Annotated in this window: 14 protein-coding genes; 11 read left to right on the forward strand and 3 right to left on the reverse strand. The window is 65.3% G+C overall.

Annotated elements, in window-relative coordinates:
* Positions 1 to 149: 149 nt before the first annotated feature.
* The 4 genes from ACPFMJ_RS02850 to ACPFMJ_RS02865 all read left to right on the forward strand — a co-directional run bounded on the left by ACPFMJ_RS02850 (position 150) and on the right by ACPFMJ_RS02865 (position 3,170).
* Positions 150 to 935 (forward strand): DUF2865 domain-containing protein, encoded by a 786-nt coding sequence (locus tag ACPFMJ_RS02850; RefSeq protein WP_424362365.1) that lies wholly within the window; start codon positions 150 to 152, stop codon positions 933 to 935.
* A 118-nt stretch (positions 936 to 1,053) separates the two neighbouring features.
* Positions 1,054 to 1,698 carry a DUF47 domain-containing protein gene (locus ACPFMJ_RS02855; RefSeq protein ID WP_424362366.1) on the forward strand — a complete coding sequence of 215 codons (645 nt, stop codon included), beginning with the start codon at positions 1,054 to 1,056 and terminating at the stop codon, positions 1,696 to 1,698.
* A 9-nt stretch (positions 1,699 to 1,707) separates the two neighbouring features.
* A complete protein-coding gene (locus ACPFMJ_RS02860) occupies positions 1,708 to 2,706 on the forward strand; it encodes an anion permease (protein WP_424362367.1) in 999 nt (332 codons plus the stop codon).
* Entirely contained in the window at positions 2,703 to 3,170 is a 468-nt protein-coding gene (locus ACPFMJ_RS02865) for an NUDIX hydrolase (RefSeq protein WP_424362368.1), read from the forward strand. The genes ACPFMJ_RS02860 and ACPFMJ_RS02865 overlap by 4 nt, the downstream gene beginning before the upstream one ends.
* Positions 3,171 to 3,176: 6 nt before the next feature.
* Here ACPFMJ_RS02865 and metC read toward each other — a convergent pair whose 3' ends face one another.
* Complete coding sequence (gene metC / locus ACPFMJ_RS02870) at positions 3,177 to 4,361, reverse strand: cystathionine beta-lyase (RefSeq protein ID WP_424362369.1); 1,185 nt, start codon at positions 4,359 to 4,361, stop codon at positions 3,177 to 3,179.
* Between the two features lie 84 nt (positions 4,362 to 4,445).
* Between metC and ACPFMJ_RS02875 the strand changes: the two genes are divergently transcribed.
* Positions 4,446 to 5,486, forward strand: coding sequence for an amino acid ABC transporter substrate-binding protein (locus ACPFMJ_RS02875; protein WP_424362370.1), 1,041 nt, complete (start codon positions 4,446 to 4,448; stop codon positions 5,484 to 5,486).
* Positions 5,467 to 6,429: a DUF817 domain-containing protein gene (locus tag ACPFMJ_RS02880; protein ID WP_424362371.1), complete on the forward strand. Its 963-nt coding sequence runs from the start codon at positions 5,467 to 5,469 to the stop codon at positions 6,427 to 6,429. The genes ACPFMJ_RS02875 and ACPFMJ_RS02880 overlap by 20 nt, the downstream gene beginning before the upstream one ends.
* Positions 6,430 to 6,679: 250 nt before the next feature.
* On the opposite strand, the gene ACPFMJ_RS02885 is transcribed toward ACPFMJ_RS02880, so the two are convergent.
* Positions 6,680 to 7,216: a DUF2478 domain-containing protein gene (locus ACPFMJ_RS02885; RefSeq protein WP_424362372.1), complete on the reverse strand. Its 537-nt coding sequence runs from the start codon at positions 7,214 to 7,216 to the stop codon at positions 6,680 to 6,682.
* A gap of 123 nt (positions 7,217 to 7,339) precedes the next feature.
* On the opposite strand from ACPFMJ_RS02885, the gene ACPFMJ_RS02890 reads away from it, so the two are divergent.
* Entirely contained in the window at positions 7,340 to 8,053 is a 714-nt protein-coding gene (locus tag ACPFMJ_RS02890; protein WP_424363778.1) for a VWA domain-containing protein, read from the forward strand.
* Between the two features lie 3 nt (positions 8,054 to 8,056).
* Positions 8,057 to 8,758: a DnaJ domain-containing protein gene (locus tag ACPFMJ_RS02895; RefSeq protein ID WP_424362373.1), complete on the forward strand. Its 702-nt coding sequence runs from the start codon at positions 8,057 to 8,059 to the stop codon at positions 8,756 to 8,758.
* A 54-nt stretch (positions 8,759 to 8,812) separates the two neighbouring features.
* On the opposite strand, the gene ACPFMJ_RS02900 is transcribed toward ACPFMJ_RS02895, so the two are convergent.
* Positions 8,813 to 10,645: a serine hydrolase gene (locus tag ACPFMJ_RS02900; RefSeq protein ID WP_424362374.1), complete on the reverse strand. Its 1,833-nt coding sequence runs from the start codon at positions 10,643 to 10,645 to the stop codon at positions 8,813 to 8,815.
* A 270-nt stretch (positions 10,646 to 10,915) separates the two neighbouring features.
* Here ACPFMJ_RS02900 and ACPFMJ_RS02905 point away from each other — a divergent pair, with 270 nt between their 5' ends.
* The 3 genes from ACPFMJ_RS02905 to dnaE all read left to right on the forward strand — a co-directional run bounded on the left by ACPFMJ_RS02905 (position 10,916) and on the right by dnaE (position 16,313).
* Entirely contained in the window at positions 10,916 to 11,254 is a 339-nt protein-coding gene (locus tag ACPFMJ_RS02905; RefSeq protein WP_424362375.1) for a phasin family protein, read from the forward strand.
* A 146-nt stretch (positions 11,255 to 11,400) separates the two neighbouring features.
* Positions 11,401 to 12,699 carry a cation:proton antiporter gene (locus ACPFMJ_RS02910; RefSeq protein ID WP_424362376.1) on the forward strand — a complete coding sequence of 433 codons (1,299 nt, stop codon included), beginning with the start codon at positions 11,401 to 11,403 and terminating at the stop codon, positions 12,697 to 12,699.
* Positions 12,700 to 12,851: 152 nt separating this feature from the next.
* Entirely contained in the window at positions 12,852 to 16,313 is a 3,462-nt protein-coding gene (dnaE, locus tag ACPFMJ_RS02915) for a DNA polymerase III subunit alpha (RefSeq protein ID WP_424362377.1), read from the forward strand.
* Positions 16,314 to 16,627: the final 314 nt, after the last annotated feature.

The following is a 16,627-nucleotide window of genomic DNA, read 5'->3' on the forward strand; positions in this document are numbered from 1 at the left end:
TGCCGGATCAAAATCCTGCCGGGGCATGTTTATATTCCGGGAGCGGAAAGCCTCCGACGTTTGGCTTCATGAAGCGGGCGCCTTCAAAGGCGCGTTCGATGCCCGTAAGTGGTCGCGTAGCGACGCAGACAAGGATGGGAAGGGCTAGAATGCGGCTCGACCGGGCTTTGGTGACAGGCGTCGCGGCGCTTCTGGCGTTTGCCGTCCTTCTCGCGCCTGCGCCGGGCCGCGCCGAGGGCGGACTGCTGGAATTCCTGTTCGGACCCGATCCGACGCCGTCGCAGCCGCAATTGGCGCCTCAGCGGGGGCGCCGCGATTCGGCTCCGGCCCGCAGAGTGAAGGGCGCTGTCGGGGAGTTGCGCTTCGCAAAGCCGCGGGACGGCCTGCCGGGCGCCGGGACCGGCTTTTCTTCCGAACCGACGGCGGGCGGTTTTTGCGTGCGCACCTGCGACGGCTATTTCTTCCCGCTGATCAAATCCACCAAAGCCACGCGCCAGCAGTCCTGCGAGCTAGCCTGTCCGTCGGCGCCGATGGAGATCTACGACGGCTCGACGATCGAAAGCGCCCGCAACTACAAGGGCCAGCGCTATTCGGCCTTGCCCGTCGCCTTCGCCTTCCGCGATCGCGCCAATAGCCGCTGCACGTGCAACGACCCGAGCACGTCGCAGGCCTTCTTCGAGCGGACCGCCCGCAACGATCCGACGCTGCAATCCGGCGACGTCGTGGTCGAGGACACGGGCGCCTTTGTCTATAGCGGCGCCAAGCTCGTGCCGCTCAGCAACGCCTCCTTCATGTCGGCGACCCTGCGCGACCGGCTGCGCGCCATGTTGCGGCGGACGGGCAGCATCAGACCCGCCGTCAGCGCGGCCCCCGCCGCGCCTCCGGCGCCGCAGATTGATCCCAGCAAGGAAGACCAGACCGGCAGCACGCGCTGAGGGCCCGCCGGCCCGAACTTTTGCGCTTTACACGACCATTCGGCAAAGCTACTTGCCGTAAGGCATTGTGACCGTTTTGTGACGATGATTCCCTTGTGGTCGAAGGCTGGAGGCGCAGATGTTGTCTTGGTTTCAGGCCTTGATGCCGCGGGAAGAGGGCTTCTTCGACCTGTTCGAAAAGCATGCCGAGACGCTGGTCCTTGGCGCGAGGGCTCTGCGCCAAATGCTCGATGGAGGCGACGGCATTGTCGGCTGCCGGCAGGAGATCCGTCGGCAGGAGAACGCGGCGGACGAGATCACCCGCGACACGCTCCTCGCCGTGCGCCGCACTTTCATCACGCCCTTCGACCGCAGCGACATTCGCGACCTCATCACCGCGATGGACGATACGATCGACCAGATGCATCAGACGTCCAAGGTGACTCAACTTTTCGAGACGCGCGACTTCGACGCCTCGATGCGGCGGATGGGCGACATCATCGTCCAGTCCGCCGAGTTGACGCGGGACGCCATGCCGCTGCTGCGGGCCATGAGCGCGAACCACGCGAAACTCAGCGCCTTCAGCGAGGAAATCACGCGCATCGAGGACGAGGCGGACGCCATCCATGACGAGGGGCTGAAAGAGCTGTTCCGCGCGCATCGCACGAGCGACCCCATGGCGTTCGTGGTCGGCGCCGAGATTTACGGCCATCTCGAGAAGGTCGTCGACGGTTTCGAAGACATTGCGAACCGGGTGACGGGTATCGTCATCGAGCACGTCTAGGAGGGCGGCGTGGGGGACTTGCCGCTGCTCCTTTACGGCCTCATCGCCGTCGCCCTGGCGTTCGACTTCCTCAACGGGCTGCACGACGCGGCGAACTCCATCGCGACCATCGTCTCGACGCGCGTGCTTCGGCCGCAATATGCGGTGTTCTGGGCCGCCTTCTTCAATTTCGTGGCGTTCCTCTTCTTCGGCCTGCATGTCGCGCAGACCGTCGGCACGGGGATCATTTCGCCGCAGATCGTCGACGACAAGGTGATCTTCGGCGCGCTGATGGGGGCGATTTCCTGGAACCTCATCACCTGGGCGCTCGGCATTCCGTCGTCGAGTTCGCATGCGCTGGTCGGGGGCCTCGTCGGCGCCGGCGTCGCCAAGACCGGCGTGAGCGCCATCGTCTGGAGCGGGCTCGCCAAGACCGGCGCCGCCATCGTGCTCTCGCCCGCGCTGGGCTTCCTCCTTGCGCTCCTGCTCGTGCTCGGCGTGTCGTGGCTGTTCGTGCGGCGGACGCCTCTTGCGGTCGACACGATCTTTCGAACGCTACAATTTGTTTCTGCTTCGCTTTACTCGCTCGGCCATGGCGGCAATGATGCGCAGAAGACCATGGGCATCATCGCGGTGCTGCTTTATTCCCACGGCGCTCTGGGCGGCGAGTTCCATGTGCCGTTCTGGGTGGTGCTGACCTGCCAGGCCGCGATGGGGCTCGGCACGCTTCTGGGCGGGTGGCGGATCGTGCACACGATGGGGTCCAAGATAACGCGCCTGACGCCCATGCAGGGCTTCTGCGCCGAGACCGGCGGCGCCATCACGCTTTTTCTCGCCACGGGCCTGGGCATTCCCGTCTCCACGACGCATACGATCACGGGAGCCATTGTCGGCGTGGGCGCCGCGCGACGTGTTTCGGCGGTGCGCTGGAGCGTCGCCAAGGACATCGTGGTCGCCTGGATCGTGACGATGCCGATGTCGGCCTTCATCGCGGCCTTCTTCTACATGGTCGCGAGTTTCTTCGCATGAAGAAGAAGCCGCCGAAGCCGAGGAAGACGCGCGAAACGCCAATCGCCCCGCGCCTGCAATATGCGGCGCTGCCCTGGCGCGTCGACGAGGGAAACGGCGTCGAAATCCTGCTTGCGACGTCGCGCGACACGAAGCGCTGGGTCATCCCGAAAGGCTGGCCGATGAAAGGCCGCAAGCCGCACATCGTCGCCGCCATCGAGGCGATGCAGGAGGCAGGGCTGCACGGCAAGATCGAGAAGACCAAGCTCGGCGACTTCGAATATGAGAAGCGACTCAAGGGCGGGTCGTCCGTCGATTGCCGGGTGGAAGTCTTCTCCCTGCGGGTCGAACGCCAGCGCAAGAAATGGCCCGAAAAGGGCCAGCGCGTGACCTACTGGTTCCCCTACAAGGTCGCCGCGCAGCAGGTCGATGAGCCGCTGCTGCGCGAGATCATTCTCGCCTTCGGGAAGGCAATGTCGGCGTAGAGCGAATTACGCGCCCGTGAGTCGCGCGAAGCCCGCCTCGAGATCCTCCTTCAGATCCGCGACGTCTTCGAGCCCGATGGAGAAGCGCAGCGCCGGTCCCTCCGCCTCCCATTTCGTCGCCGACCGGAACGGCGCCGAGTCAAAGGGGAGGACGAGGCTCTCATAGCCGCCCCAGGAAAAGCCGATGCCGAAAAGCTCCAGTCCGTCGACGAAGGCGTCGACGGCGTGCTTCGCGACGGGCTTCAGGATGATCGAGAAGACCCCCGACGAGCCTGAGAAGTCGCGCTTCCACAATTCATGGCCCGGATGTTCCGGCAGGGCAGGGTGCAGCACCCGCGCGACTTCCGGGCGCTGCGCGAGCCACTTGGCGATCTCCAGCGCCGCGCGCTCCTGTTCGCGGAGCCGGAGCGCCATGGTGCGCAGGCCGCGCAAGGCGAGCGACGCGTCGTCTGGCCCCGAGCCCATCGCGAAGAGATTGAAGGTGTGGCGCAGACGCTTGGCCCATTTGGCGTTGGCGGAAACGAGACCCAGCAGCAGGTCGGAATGGCCGGACAGATATTTCGTGCCCGCCTCGATCGAGAGATCGCAGCCCCGCTCATGCGGCGGAAAGAAGAGCGGCGTCGCCCAGGTGTTGTCGATGATGACGCAGACGCCCTTTTCATGCGCGGCGGCGGCCATGGCGGGAACGTCCTGGATCTCCATGCTCTGCGAGCCGGGCGACTCCAAGAGGATCGCCGTCGTTTCCGACCGGATCAGCGCCGATATGCCGGCGCCGATATGCGGATCGTAATATTCCGTCGTCACGCCGAAGCGCGCGAGAAAGCCGTCGCAGAAGAAGCGCGTGGGCGCATAAGCCGAGTCGGTGACGAGGATATGCGCGCCGGCCTTGGTCGCCGTGAGGAGGGCGATGGCGATGGCCGCGAGGCCGGAGGGGACGAGCACCGTGTCTGCCGCCCCGGCGATCTCGCTCCAGGCATTCTCTAGCGCGCGTGTCGTGGGCGTGCCCTTGGTGCCGTAGGTATAGGGCTGGCGCAGCCCCTCGAGGTCCGCGACCGTGGGAAACAAAACGGTCGAGCCCCGATAGATCGGCGGATTGACGAAGCCGAAATGTTCGAATGGTTCGCGCCCCGCCTGGGTGACAACCGTGGCCATATGCTTTTTTCGCCGCTTTTCGTCTTTATCGCTCTTCATCGTCGTCCCTGGGCCCGGGGCGGGCGCGCTTGCGCCGGCCTGGCCCGACCGTAATATAGCGAGCACGCAAATCCGAGCCCGTCCATGATCGCCCGAGGCTTCCTTTTCGCTGTTTTTGTTGCGGGCCTCCTCAGCATAAACGGGCAGACCGCCTCGGCCCAGACCGAACCGGGCCCGACGCTGTCGATCATCCTCAAGCGCGGTTATCTCGCCTGCGGCGTCTCCGAGGCGCCCGGCTTCGCGCAACCGCCAGCGGGCGAGAAAGGCGACTGGATCGGCTTCGACGTCGACTTCTGCCGCGCTGTCGCCGCGGCGATTTTCGACGATCCGAAGAAGGTGCGCTTTCTGGGCCTCGCCGCAAAAGACCGCGTCTCGGCGCTGCAGGCTGGCTGGGTCGATTTGCTCGCGAGCGCCGCGCCCTGGACGCAGTCGCGCGACAGCGGACAGCGGGCGATCTACGCCGGCGTTTCGCTGTTCGACGGACAGTCTTTCCTCGTGCGGCGGCAGAGAAGCTTCGCTTCGGGGCAGGATCTTTCCGGCGTCTCGGTCTGCGTCCAGCAGGGCACGTCCTACGAGCTGGAGCTCGCGGACTTCTTCCGCAAGCGCAAGGCGCCCTACGAGCCGAAGCTCTTTCCGTCATTCGAGGAGGCCGCCGCCGGCTACGACAAGAGCCAATGCGACGTGCTGACGGCGGACGCCTCGACCCTCGCCGCGGCGCGCGCGAAGCTGTCGGCCCCGAGCGAACACGACGTTCTCCCCGACATGATCGCCAAGGCGCCCCGCGGCCCCGTCGTGCGGCAGGGCGACGACCAATGGCTCGCCATCGTGCGCTGGACGCTCTTTACGCTCATTGACGCGGAGGAGCTTCAGGTGTCGAGCGCCAACGCCGACGCGGCTCTGAAATCGGAGGAGCCGAGCATCCGCCACCTGCTCGGCGTCGAAGGCGACCGGAGCGCGGGATTGGCGCTTTCCGGCGACTGGACGTACCGCGTGGTCAAGCACGTCGGAAATTATGCGGATGTCTTCGAGCATAATTTGGGGCAAGCTTCGCCATTGGGCATGGAGCGTCGCGCGAACGCTCTGTGGAACAAGGGCGGGCTGATATATGCGCCTCCTGTCAGATGAGCGGAGCATAAGGGAGAAAAGCGCGGCCGAACTCTGGCCGCCATTGCGGCGCTTCGTAGAGACGGACGCCGCCATCGGCCAATGGTCCGTGAAGGGTGGCCCCGCGCGGCGCTTCGTCTACGAGTTCATCCGCTTCGGGATCAAACAGGCCTGGGCCTGCCTCTTTGGCGGCATCATGGTCTTCCTGGTGCTGGCGACGCGGTTCCTTTATCCCGCCCATGCCCCGCTCGCGCGCTACGACTTCCTTTTCCTCTCCGCGCTCGCCGTGCAGGCGGCGCTGATCCTTCTGCGCTTCGAGTCGCTGAAGGAGGCAGGCGTGATCTTCCTGTTCCACGTCGTCGGGACGGTGATGGAGGTCTTCAAGACCGCGCATGGCTCATGGATCTATCCAGAGGACGCGTTCTTCCGCATCGGCGGCGTGCCGCTTTTCACAGGCTTCATGTACGCCTGCATCGGCAGCTACATGATGCGCGCCTGGGCGCTGTTCGATTTTCGCTTCACGAACCACCCGCTGCTCTGGCAGGTCGGCGCGCTCGCGGCGGCGATCTACGTCAATTTCTTCGCGCATCACTATGTGCCGGACATTCGCCTGCTGCTCTTCGCGGCGACGGCGGCGCTCTTCTGGCGAACGACGATCTATTACCGCATCCATCACAGTTGGCGGACGATGCCGCTGCTCCTCGCCGCGTTTCTTGCGTCCTGCTTCATCTGGATCGCCGAGAATATCGGGACCTACAGCCATGCGTGGCTCTATCCGGACCAGATTGCGGGGTGGAAGCCCGTAGGGCTCGGCAAGCTCGGGTCGTGGTTCCTGTTGCAGATCGTGAGCTACGCGCTGGTTGCGCTCGCCTGCAAGCCGCAGCCGCCGGACGAGGCGCCGCTCGAAAAGTCGCGGGCGCGGCACGGAGACCGATTGGCGAGTAGGTTGCGGCAATCCGCGTGAGGGTGCGCGCCGCTTGAACGCACGGCTCTTCGTGATAGTCTTTTCCCTAGAGGGGGTGTTGCGGCTTCCGATCCGGTGGGGACCGGGTTTTATCCCGGCCCCCTTGCGTTAGCCGATGATCACGGTGACTTTCCAACGGCCAACCGTGATTTCGACCTTCACCCGGATTTTCACACGCAACACCCCCTTTCGGTCAGCCAGCCGGTCGGCTGGCCCGCTGCTTATAGCTTAGCCTTGGCCTCGCCCGAAGTTACCTTCCCTGACGCAGGCTTGCGCGCATCCACCACTTGGCCAGCGCGTCGCGCGTCGGCTCCACGTCCTCCGCCAAGGGTCCGGCGAAGATGCGCCATTCCTCGCGGAAATGCGGCGACACGGCCGCTATGACGGGAATGCGCGCGGTCATGGCGGCGCGGAAGGCGTCGCACAAGCCGCCGCGCTCGGCCTCCTGCTTGGCGAATTTGCTGACGACGATGAGGTCCGCGCCGTCGCGCGCGGCGCGCTCCACGGCGGCGCAGGCCATGGCGAGCTCGCCCGTGTCGAGATTGCAGGCGACGGAGCCCGGCCCGAGGTCCTGGGAGATCAAGAACTCGGCCTCTGACGCGAGGTCGCGCAGGAATATGCGCGAGCGCCCCGCGGGGTCGGCGCCGCGCATCTGCGTCATGCCCGCAACCCGCGCGCCCGCCTGCGCCAGTTCGAGCGCGAAATCGCGCATCAATGCCTGCACATTTGCGCTGTCCTGAGCCGGAAGCGCGGCGATGGGCGTGGGCGGCAGAGCTACTCGGTCCATAAGCGCCTCTTGGGGTGGCGTTTCCTTGCGCCTTAAGGGGAGTTAAGGTGTGGCGCGCCCCACTTGTTTTAGAGGGCGCAAAGCCGATTTTATACAAGGTTACGAACAAGCGACGTGAACAAAGTGGGCGATGACCTGAAGAAGGCGCCGGCGCCGCGCTCAACACAGAACAGCGCCATCGACGCCTTTCTCGAAAAGGCGCGCAACGTCGCCGAGCCCAAAGGCTCGCGCGGCAGGCTGATCTTCGCGCTCGACGCCACAATGAGCCGCCAGCCCACCTGGGATCTCGCCCAATCCATACAAAGCGAAATGTTCCGCACGACGGCCGCGCAAGGCGGGCTCGACGTGCAGCTTGTCTATTTCCGCGGCTTTCGCGAATGCCGCGCCTCGCGCTTCGTTTCCCAGGGCGACGGCCTCGGGGCGCTGATGGCCCGCATCTCCTGCGAAGGCGGGCGCACGCAGATCGGCCGCGTGCTTGAGCACGCCCTGAGCGAGACCCGCACATCCAGGGTCGGCGCGCTGGTCTTTATCGGCGACGCGATGGAGGAGAAGATCGACCTTCTCGCCGCGACGGCCGGCGAACTCGGCCTTCTCGGCCTGAAGGCGTTCATGTTCCAGGAGGGCGAGGACGCTCAAACGAAAACCGCCTTTAAGGAGATCGCGCGGCTCACCGGCGGGGCCTACGCCGCTTTCGATCGTTCGGCGCCGCGCCGCCTTGCGGAATTACTTGGCGCGGCGGCTGCTTATGCCGCTGGGGGGTTGCCGGAACTGGAGAAACGCGCGGGGCGGGGCGAAGCCGCCGCGCGCTTGCTGCTGTCGCAGATGGGGTCACGATAAGCCATGCCGGTCTTGATGGGTTTCCTCGCGCTTGCAATCGGCCTTTTCGCGCTCAAGGCTTATATCCGCGCGTCGCCGGCTTTTCTCGCGCGGTTTCTCAAGCGCGGCGGCGGCTTCGTGCTAATGGCGCTCGGTGGCCTCCTGCTGGCGCGGGGCAGGCTCGATTTTGGTCTGGCGCTCGGCGCGACAGGCTTGTGGCTCATGGGGCTCGGGCGGGCCGGACGCGACGGCGACAGCGGGAGAGGGGTCTCCCGCGTCCGTTCGGCCATGATCGAGATGGAGCTCGACCATGCGACCGGGGCCATTCGCGGCATGATCCTGGCCGGCAAGGACGAGGGGAAGCGTCTCGACGCGCTGACCCGACCGGCTCTGCTCGATCTTTATAATGTCTGCCTGCGCGACGATCCGGACGGCGCGCGACTCCTAGAGGCTTATCTGGACCGCCGCTTTGCCGGATGGCGTGCGGCAGGCGATGCGCACCGTGACCCTGGGGGCGCGGGCGAGACGCGCGCGCGCCGCTCGGGCACGATTACCGAGGACGAAGCGTACGAGATCCTCGGTCTGAAAAAGGGCGCGGCCGCGGCGGACATTGCCCGGGCGCATCGCGATCTGATGAAGAAACTTCATCCAGACCTTGGCGGGACGACGGATCTTGCCGCCCGTGTGAACGAAGCCAAGGATGTCTTGATGCGGCGCCATCATTGAGGCGCGCCGCAAGGCCTCTACGTCGTCCCAGGTCGCGGACATGGCGGCGAGCTCTCAGTTCTTGGTGGTGAAGCAGGCGAAGCCGGAGCGCTTCAGCGCATTGCAGGCGGAGACGGCGCTCTGTTCCTCGAGACCGGCGAAGCGGGCGCGATACAGCGTCTCCTTGCCTTTCTGCACCTTCTCCGTGAAAGCCTTGGCCGTCGACGGGAAGCCCTGAAGCTGGCTGCGGGCGCGCGAGAGCATCTCATTCGCCTTGGTCGGGTCTTCGGCGGCGCCGATCTGGATCATCCAGCCCGGCTTGGTAGGCCGCGCCGCGTCGGCCTTGGCGAGGTTGGTGGAGCGGATCGCGGAGGGAGTCGTGGTCGCGACCGTGATCTCGCGGGCCTTGGACGGGCGGCTTGAGGTGGAGCCGTCGATGATGGCGGCGAGGTCGTTTTTCGGAAGTCCCTTCTTGGCGCCTTTCTTGTCGGCGACGGGCTCCTCGGCGCGCTTCTGGACGCCCGAGACGAAGGCGGGACGAACCGCCGCCGCTTTTTCGGGGGCCTTTTCCGCGGGCTTTTCGACCTTCTCGCGCGCCGGGATCGGGGCGGGCGGAACCAGCGCGGCGGAACGGCGCAGGGCGCGGACCGGCGCGATGGCGCTTACGGGCTCTGGATCGATCGCCGGCTCCTCGGCGCTGTAGGAGGCGCGCTCGGGCTGACGTTCGGCGACACGCTCGACAGGGCGGGGCGCCGCGACCGGCTCGGAGAGGATCGGTTGCTGCGGTTCCGCGACGATTTGGCGTTCGACGACGGGGGCGGGGGCCGGGGCGGGAGCAATGACAGGCGCGGCGTCGGCCACGATTTCCTCGGCCGCAGAGCCGTCTTCGGTAATCGCCTCTGCCGTGCGGACGTTGGAGCCCCCGCCGATATATTCCTCGATCAGCTGCGCCATGATGCGGTCGCGGCCGCCGGCAGTGGTCCCGCCCATGACGACGGCCACGATATGGTGGCCGCCGCGGCGCACCGAGGTCAGCAGGTTGAAGCCCGAGGCGCGGGTATAGCCGGTCTTGATGCCGTCCATGCCCTCGACGCGGCCGAGGAGATGGTTGTGGTTGCGATGCAGCGCGCCATTATACGCAAAACTGTGCGTGCTGAAGTAACGGTAATAGCGCGGGAAGCGGTCCTGGATCGCGCGGCCGAGAATGGCGAGGTCGTAGGCCGTCGTGATCTGGCCCGGGTCGGGCAGGCCGGAGGCGTTCTCGTAACGCGTGTTGCGCATGCCGAGGGCGTGGGCCTTGCGCGTCATCATATGCGCGAAACTGCGCTCGTCGCCGCCGATATTCTCGGCGATGGCGCAGGCGATGTCGTTGGCCGACTTGGTGACGACCGCCTTGATCGCGTTCTCGACGCTGATGGTCTCGCCCGGCTGCAGGCCGAGCTTGGAGGGCGCCTGGGCGGCGGCGTGCGACGAAATCATGAGCGGCGAGTCGAGGCGCAGGCGGCCTTTCTCGAGCTGCTCGAAGAGGAGGTAGAGCGTCATCACCTTGGTGACGGAGGCCGGGTGACGCAGTTCGTGCTCGTTGCGCGAATAAAGCGTCTTGCCGCTGTTGGCGTCCATGACGATGGCCGCAAAGCCGTGGTGCTCGCCGACGACAGCGTCGCCGCCGCCGCTATAGCCGCCGCTCGCCGCGGAGGCGTAAAAGCGGTGGCTGCGCGCATAATGCGGCGAGGCGCGATGGTGCGCGAAATGGTGATGATAGACGTGGCGATAGGCGTGATGACGATAGCCATGACGCCGCGCTTCCGCGGGAATCGACGTGATGGCGACGAATGCCATGATGACCGCGAAGATGGCGGCAAGGGAGCGGGGCTGCGCCAAGCGGTCCAGCAGACTCGGTTTCAACATTTGCTACTCGCCCCATACGGAACAGGCACATGCGCTGAAGGCGACAACCGGAGATTGGCGTCGCAAAAACGCTACAGTTATTCAGGGTAAGAGAACGCAGTTACCCGGGGGTTAAGCGTCCGAGGATTTTTTGATGGGATTTTTGCAGCGCAACATTTTTATTGACGATGATTTGTGCAACGCATATATTGAATATGTCAGCAGGCGCGTGTGCCGCGCCGCCAGGGGGCGGCGGATGGAGGATGGCGCCATTTTATGAGGACGTACCCCATGGTGGCCAATTTCGATAGCGTGCAGCAGCTTGGCAAGGAGCAGTTCGAGGCGGTTTCCGCTGCGGCTGCGGCGGTCACGAAGGGCTGGCAGAGCATTGCCGCCGAGACGACCGACTACTCCAAGAAGTCCTTCGAAAAGAGCCGTCTGCTCGCTGAAAAGCTGATCACGGTGAAGAAGATTGACGAGGCCATCGCGCTTCAGTCGGACTTCGCCAAGAGCGCCTATGAGGATTTCGTCGCCGAGGCGACCAAGATTGGCGAACTCTACACCTCCATGGCCAAGGAAGTCTTTAAGCCGATGGAAGCGGTCACGAAGAGCTTTACCCCGGCCGAGTAAGCACCGCTCGAGCACACGATATTTGCGCCCGGTCGAGGTTTCCTCGCCGGGCGTTTGCTTTTTTACGCTTCTGACTCGAAAACGGCGCACGTTTTCGCGACCGAGACCTTCGAAAGTCCTCGCGGCGCTCAGGACAGTCAGGCAGATTGGGGCTTTCCAAGCCGGCCCGATTGGAGGCCAAGGTCGAAATGCCCGCCGCGCTTTCCCATCCCGTCGTCATTCTCGGTCTCATCCTGATCTTCGCCGCGCTGTCTGGAGACGCCGCCGAGAGATTGGGCGTGCCGTGGATTACGGGATGCATCCTTGCGGGCGTCATCCTGGGTCCGGATGAGTTGGGCCTTCTGACCCACGAAAAGCTCGCCGCCTTCGGCCCCTTCCTGCAAGCGTCGCTCGCCCTCATCGCTTTCAATATCGGCTGCAAACTGACCGGCGCCCGACTCAGGGCGTTCGGCGCGAGGATCGGATGGCTGGCGCTCATCCAGCTGGTCGCTCCAGTGCTCGCCGTTATGGCGGCGTTGTCGGCGCTCGGCCTGCCCTGGCCGACGGCCGTGATCGCGGCGGCCGTTTCCCCCGCAACCGCGCCGACGACGACTTACGCCGTGGTGCGGCGGCTCAACGCCTCGGGCCCGTTCGTCGATCGTGCGCTCGGCGTGCTCGCGATCAATGATGCGGCGGCGATCCTCCTTTTCAGCGTTGTCTCGTCCATCGCTGTCGCGCGGCTCGGCGCCCAGGTCGACGAGACCTGGGCGGCATTGGCGGCGACGCGGCAGGAAGCCCTGTCCCTGGTGGTCGGGGTGGGGTTGGGCGCGTTCTATCTTGTGCTTCGCGACGTCATCGCCGGCGGCCGCCCGGGCTCCGAGGATCGCCTGCGCGCGACGCTCTACGCGCTCCTGCTTCTCGCGGTGGGGGCCTCTCTCACCTTCGGGCTGTCGCATCTTTTGACGACGCTCGCGATGGGCGCCCTCGTCGCAAACGGCGTCGGGGCCGTGGAGGGCAAAGCGTCACAGACCTCCGTCGGCGACATCGAACAACCGCTTTACATGATCTTCTTTGTGCTGGCGGGGGCGCATCTGCCCACAGCGGACCTTGTCGGACACGGCGCGCTCGTGATCGCGGCCATTGCCTATGTCATCGCGCGCGTCGCGGGGAAATATGTCGGGGTATTTTTTGGCGCAATGGCGCTGCGGCTCGACCAGGCGACGACGCGTTACCTTGGCTTATGTTTTCCCTCCCAGGGCGGGGCCGCCATGGGCCTGGTCCTCGCCTTCAACGATTCGCCAGCGGTTCACTCCCTGTCTCCCACGTCCGGGGATTTGGTGGAGATGGCGGTTTCGATTGTCCTGCTCGGCGTGCTTTTCTCGCAATTGTTCGGGCCGATGATCATCGATTACGCCATTCGGCGGGGCGCCGGGGCCTGCGACCCCGCGACTCCGCCGCGCGAGTAGCGAACCAGCAATGGATCGGGGGCCGATGGGGCTCCCTGCTTCTTCTTTAGTGGATGACGCTCTACCGGCGTTTCAGTCGGGCCTCCGGATCGCTAAATTCTTATCTGGACTTCAAGCCCGCCATCTCCGGCCGGGCGCAGCAGCGGTTCGACATGAGCGCCGAGAAAGCCGGTTTCGTCCACCTTCACCTCCATACGGCCTTCTCGCTTCGAGAAGGGGCGCTGACAGTCGGCAAACTGATCGATCTCGCCGTGCGGGACGAGCAGCCGGCGCTGGCCGTCACCGACACCAATAATCTCTTCGCGGCGCTCGAATTCTCCGAGAAGGCGGCGAAGGTCGGCATACAGCCGATCGCCGGCGTGCAACTCCGGGTCGATTTCGCCGACGCCAAGTCGGGGAGCGTCTCCGGGCGGGACGAGGCGTTCGCCAATATCGTGCTCCTCGCCAAGACCGAGGCCGGCTATCTCAACCTCATGCGCGTCGCCTCGCGCGCCTATCTCGACACGGCGGAGGGCGACGAGCCGCATGTCTCGCTCGCAGCGCTTGCGGAAGACGCCGCCGAGCTGGTCGCGCTCACCGGCGGACCGGACGGCGCCCTCGACCGGATGCTCGCAGCCGGTCGCCCCGAGCTCGCGCGGGCGCGGCTCGACACGTTGCAGGACTTTTTCAGAGATCGGCTCTACGTTGAAATTCAACGACATAATCTTCAAGTTGAACGTGAAGTAGAGCCTCAGCTTCTCGATCTCGCCTATCGGCGGGGCGTCCCGCTCGTTGCGACGAACGAGCCTTACTTCGCCTCGCGCGGCGACTTCGAAGCCCATGACGCGCTGCTCTGCATCGCCGAGGGCACGGTCACGAGCGTCGCGGACCGGCGCCGCGTGACGCCCGAGCACTACTTCAAGACGCGCTCGGAAATGCTGGCGCTCTTCGCCGACCTGCCGGAGGCGACCGCCAACACGGTCGAGATCGCCCAGCGCACAAGCTACCGGCCGCGCACCCGCAAGCCGATCATGCCGCGCTTCCTTCGAGACGCCCCCGGCGACCGGCCGCTGACCGAGGTGGAGGCCGAGGAACTGCGCCGCCAGGCGACCGAGGGCCTCGAAGCGCGGCTCGCCGCCCACGGCCCGGCGCCGGGGCAGGCGCGGGAAGACTACTTCAAGCGGCTCGACTTCGAGCTCAGCACCATCGAAAGGATGGGCTTTCCCGGCTACTTCCTGATCGTGTCGGACTTCATCAAATACGCGAAGTCGCAGGGCATCCCGGTGGGACCGGGGCGCGGTTCGGGCGCCGGCTCGCTTGTCGCCTACGCCCTGACCATCACCGATCTCGATCCGCTTCGCTTCGGCCTCTTCTTCGAGCGCTTCCTGAACCCCGAGCGCGTCTCGATGCCGGATTTCGACATCGACTTCTGCCAGACAAGGCGCGGGGAGGTGATCGAATATGTGCGCGACCGCTACGGCGCGGATCGCGTAGCGCAGATCATCACCTTCGGCTCCTTCCTCGCGCGCGGCGTGCTGCGCAGCGTCGGCCGCGTGCTGGAAATGCCGCTGGGGCAGGTGGACAAGCTCGCCAAGCTGGTGCCGCAGAACCCGGCGAAGCCCGTCAGCCTCGCCGAGGCGGTCGCGGGCGAGCAGAAATTACGCGAGGCGGCCGAAGAGGACGAGCGCGTCGCGCGGCTCTTCAAGATCGCGGGCGCGCTTGAGGGGCTCTACTCCAACGCCTCGACCCACGCCGCCGGCGTCGTCATCGGCGACCGGCCGCTCCATGAGGTGACGCCGCTCTATCGCGACCCGAAATCCGACATGCCGGCGACCCAGTTCAACATGAAGTGGGTCGAGCCCGCGGGCCTGATCAAATTCGACTTTCTGGGCCTCAAGACGCTGACCGTGCTCGCCATGGCGGGCGACCTCGCGCGCCGCCGCGACCCGGATTTCGACCTCTCCAAGGTGCCGCTCGACGACAAGGCGACCTACGAGATGCTCGGGCGCGGAGAGACCGTGGGCGTGTTCCAGCTCGAAAGCGCGGGCATGCGCAAGGCGCTCGTGGAGATGCACGCCGACCGTTTCGAGGACATCATCGCCCTCGTCGCGCTCTACCGGCCGGGCCCGATGGCGAACATCCCGACCTATTGCGCGGTGAAGCTCGGGGACGAGGAGGCCGACTACTACCACCCCAAGATCGAGCCGATCCTGAAGGAGACCTTCGGCGTCATCATCTATCAGGAACAGGTGATGCAGATCGCCCAGGCGCTCTCGGGCTATACGCTCGGCGAGGCCGACATGCTCCGCCGCGCCATGGGCAAGAAGATCAAGGCGGAGATGGACGCTCAGCGCGAGCGTTTCGTGAAGGGCGCCGTCGAGCGGGAGCTCACCTCGGAGCTCGCCAACGTCATCTTCGACCTTCTGGCGAAATTCGCCGACTACGGCTTCAACAAGTCCCACGCCGCCGCCTACGCGCTCATCGCCTATCAGACGGCCTGGTTCAAGGCGCATTATCCCGCCGAGTTCCTCGCCGCCTCGATGACCTTCGACAAGAGCCAGACCGACAAGCTCGCGGAGTTTCGCGACGAGGCCCGGAGGCTCGGCATCGCCGTCGAGCCGCCCTCCATCAAGCGCTCCGGCGTGGATTTCGACGTCGCGCCGGGGCCGGACGGCAAGCTCGTCATCCGCTACGCGCTCTCGGCCATTAAGGGGGTAGGCGAGGGGCAGGCGGAGTCGATCGTCCGGTCGCGGGGCGACAGGCCCTACAAGAGCCTCTCGGACTTCGCGAGCCGGATCAATCCGCGAGAAGTGAACAAGAAGGTGCTCGAAAATCTCGCGGCCTGCGGCGCCTTCGACGAGCTGGAGCCGAACCGCGCCCGCGCCTTCGCTGCCATCGAGGCGATCCTCGCCACCGCCAATCGCCATACCGACGATCGCAAGGCGGGCCAGAATGCGCTCTTCGGCGCAGCGGAAACCGAGGACCTGGTTCTGCCCAAGGTTCAGCCGTGGCCGGCCGGCGAAGTGCTGCGCCGGGAATACGAGGCGGCGGGCTTTTTCCTCTCCGGCCACCCGCTCGACGCCTATGCGGGCCTCCTACCCAAATTGAGGGTGTCGCGCTGGGCCAAATTCGTCTCGGACGTGAAGGGCGGGGCGACCGCCGGGCGCCTCGCGGCGGTGGTTCTGGACCGGGCGGAGCGGCGGACGAAGTCCGGATCGAAGATGGGCATCGTGCACTTGTCCGATACGACTGGTCAGTACGAAGCTATCCTTTTCTCTGAGGCGCTCAACCAGTATCGGGACACCCTGGAGAAAGGCACCGCCGTTCTCGTGACCCTTTCCGCCTCACTCGAGGGCGACGACGTCCGCGCGCGTATCGTCTCGGTCGAGCCCCTGGCCACAGCGGCCGCCCGTGCGCAGAAAGGCCTGCGGATCGTCGTAGGGGATCAAAGTCCGATCGATAGGATAAAAAGCCGACTCTCTGGCAGAGGCGAAGGGGAGGTGTCGCTCCTCATCAAACGCGAGAAGGCGCCGGAGGAGATCGAGATCCGGCTGCCTGGCGCCTATCCCGTCAACGCCGAAGTCGCCAGCGCGCTCAGGGAAATCCCTGGCGTCCTAGAAGTCGAATATCTGTGATCGCGCTCGCCACAACGCTCATCTTCAACATTAGGATAAAAATTGATCATTTTTAAAAACAGTTTGTTATGCAATCCATTAGAAGTGGAGCATCAAGAGACTCCGCTTTCTGCGATTGTTGAGTAGCCGCTCGCGCCGCGGAAACGGAATGCAAGTTCCGGCAGGAGCGGGGGGCGCGGTCCGCCCAGGGCCGTCTTGGACGGCCGCCCTCGATCACGAAATAATTGGACAAAGAGAAATGCAGCCCTACGATCAGGACCGGGAGCCACGCTCTCGCTTTTAATGAAAATTGTCCTATGTCGCAAAAGGAGGTT

The sequence above is a fragment of the Methylocystis parvus genome (assembly GCF_049675845.1).
Taxonomy (GTDB): domain Bacteria; phylum Pseudomonadota; class Alphaproteobacteria; order Rhizobiales; family Beijerinckiaceae; genus Methylocystis; species Methylocystis parvus_A.